1 protein-coding gene and 2 pseudogenes are annotated in these 2316 nt (G+C 63.8%); all 3 read right to left on the bottom strand.

Annotation, left to right across the window (positions count from 1 at the left end; translation table 11 throughout):
* Positions 1 to 166, bottom strand: a pseudogene (locus tag EOA86_RS40790) (EamA family transporter RarD); the annotation flags it as partial.
* A gap of 83 nt (positions 167 to 249) precedes the next feature.
* Positions 250 to 1866: a citramalate synthase gene (gene cimA, locus EOA86_RS31215; protein WP_128345128.1), complete on the bottom strand. Its 1617-nt coding sequence runs from the start codon at positions 1864 to 1866 to the stop codon at positions 250 to 252.
* Positions 1867 to 1868: 2 nt separating this feature from the next.
* Positions 1869 to 2316, bottom strand: a pseudogene (locus EOA86_RS31210) (prolyl aminopeptidase); the annotation flags it as partial.

The raw sequence follows: 2316 nt of genomic DNA, 5'->3' as shown, positions 1-2316 counted from the left end.
GCACCGACCAGACGATGCGGTGCGCGATGACTTCGGCCAGCGGCAGATGCGCGACAGCCTTCATGTAAAAGGGCAGCAGCCCCCACAGGAGATAGGCGCCCAGGGCCAACAGAAAGCCACGCCGGGCCTTTGAGTCTGCTTCGAGCTGGATTGCTTGCGTGGGCATGGCCCAACGCTATGCGCCAGCCGCCGGGCCAAGACCATCGCAAAGTTCTGATGGATCAATGGACTTTCGCTGATGGTTCAATCCTACTCCGCCGCGACCAGCCCGGCCATCTCGCGGTTCTTCATCAGCTTGTAGACGATCGAATCCATCAGCGCCTGGAACGAAGCGTCGATGATGTTTTCTGAGACGCCGACCGTCCACCAGCGGGCGCCGGTTGCGTCATGCGATTCGATCAGCACGCGGGTGATCGCCTCGGTGCCACCATTGAGGATACGCACCTTGAAGTCGGCAAGTTCGAGGTCGGCGATCTCGTTCTGGAATTTTCCGAGATCCTTGCGCAGCGCGATGTCGAGCGCATTGACCGGGCCGTGTCCTTCGGCCACCGACATCTTCTCCTCGCCGTCGACCATCACCTTGACGATCGCCTCTGAGACCGTCTTCAGCTGGCCGTTGGCGTCGAAGCGGCGCTCGACCATGCAGCGAAACGAGGTGACGCTGAAGAATTCCGGCAGGCCGTGCAGCATCTTGCGCGCCAGAAGCTCGAAGCTGGCATCGGCGCCCTCATACGCATAGCCTTCGGCCTCGCGCTCCTTGACCACAGCGATCAGTGCGTCGAGCCGGTGGTCGTCTTTCGGCATGTCGATGCCACGCCGCTTCAACTCGGCGAGGAAATTGGCCTTGCCGCCCTGGTCCGAGACCATGACGCGGCGGCGGTTGCCAACTGCTTCCGGCGGCACATGCTCGTAGGTGGCCGGCTCCTTGGCCAGCGCCGAGGCATGGATGCCGGCCTTGGTGGCGAAGGCGGAAGCGCCGACATAGGGCGCCTGCGCTTCCGGCGCGCGGTTCAGCAATTCGTCAAAGGCCCGGGAAAGGCGCGATATTCCGGCCAACGCTTCGGCCGAAATGCCTGTCTCGAAGCGGTTGGAAAAGGCCGGCTTCAGCGCCAGCGTCGGCACGATCGAGATCAGATTGGCGTTGCCGCAGCGCTCGCCGATGCCGTTCAGCGTGCCCTGGATCTGGCGCACGCCGGCCTCGACGGCGGCCAGCGAATTCGCCACCGCCTGGCCGGTGTCGTCATGGGCATGAATGCCGAGATGGTCTCCGGGAATGCCTGAGGCGATGACCTTCTCGACGATGGCGCGCACTTCCGACGGCTGCGTGCCGCCATTGGTGTCGCATAGCACCACCCAGCGCGCGCCGGCCTCGTAGGCGGTCTTTGCGCAGGCCAGCGCATAGGAGGTATTGGCCTTGAAGCCGTCGAAGAAATGCTCGCAATCAACCAGTGCTTCCTTGGCCGAGGCAATCGCCGCTTCGACCGAGGCCTTGATCGCTTCGAGGTTTTCCTCGTTCGTGCAGCCCAGCGCGATGCGGACATGGTAGTCCCAGCTCTTGGCTACAAAGCAAATGGCGTCCGACTTCGACTGGACCAATGCGGCAAGGCCTGGATCGTTCGAAGCCGAGACCCCAGCCCGCTTGGTCATGCCGAAGGCGACGAATTTGGCACTGGCCGTGCGGGGCTCGGCGAAGAAGGCGGTGTCGGTCGGGTTGGCGCCGGGATAGCCGCCCTCGACATAGTCCATGCCGAACTCGTCGAGCAGCCCGGCGATGGCGATCTTGTCCTCGACTGAAAAGTCGATACCCGGTGTTTGCTGGCCATCACGCAGTGTCGTGTCGAAGAGATAGAGGCGCTCGCGGCCCATGATCATTTCCCCGCAAACCGATCCGTCGCCCGGATCAACCGGTCGAGGATGCCCGGCTCCGAATAGGCATGGCCGGCGCCCTCGATCAGGTGGAAATCCGCTTTCGGCCACGCCTTGTGCAGCGCCCAGGCATAGCGCGCCGGGCACGGCATGTCGTAGCGGCCATGAACGATGGTGCCGGGGATGTCCTTCAACTTGAAGGCATCACGCAGCAGTTGCCCTTCCTCCAGCCAGCCGGCATGGACGAAATAGTGGTTCTCGATGCGGGCGAAGGCCACGGCATAGTCGTCTTCGCCAAACCGGCTGCTGGTTTCCGGATCGGGCAATAGCGTGATCGTCTCGCCCTCCCACAGGCTCCAGGCGCGGGCGGCCTCGACCTGCGCCTTGCGGTCGCTGCCGACCAGCCGCTTGCGATAGGCGGCCATCATGTCGCCGCGCTCGGCCTCGGGG

Source organism: Mesorhizobium sp. M5C.F.Ca.IN.020.32.2.1, from assembly GCF_004023105.1.
GTDB classification, from domain to species: Bacteria; Pseudomonadota; Alphaproteobacteria; order Rhizobiales; family Rhizobiaceae; genus Mesorhizobium; species Mesorhizobium wenxiniae.
The sequence above is the reverse complement of the archived record's forward strand: the minus strand, read 5'-3'. Positions and strand labels throughout refer to the sequence as shown.

Bases quoted from the DNA above. Each gene is read 5' to 3' on its own strand.
- cimA (WP_128345128.1), bottom strand. From the start codon at position 1,866: ATGGGCCGCGAGCGCCTCTATCTCTTCGACACGACACTGCGTGATGGC.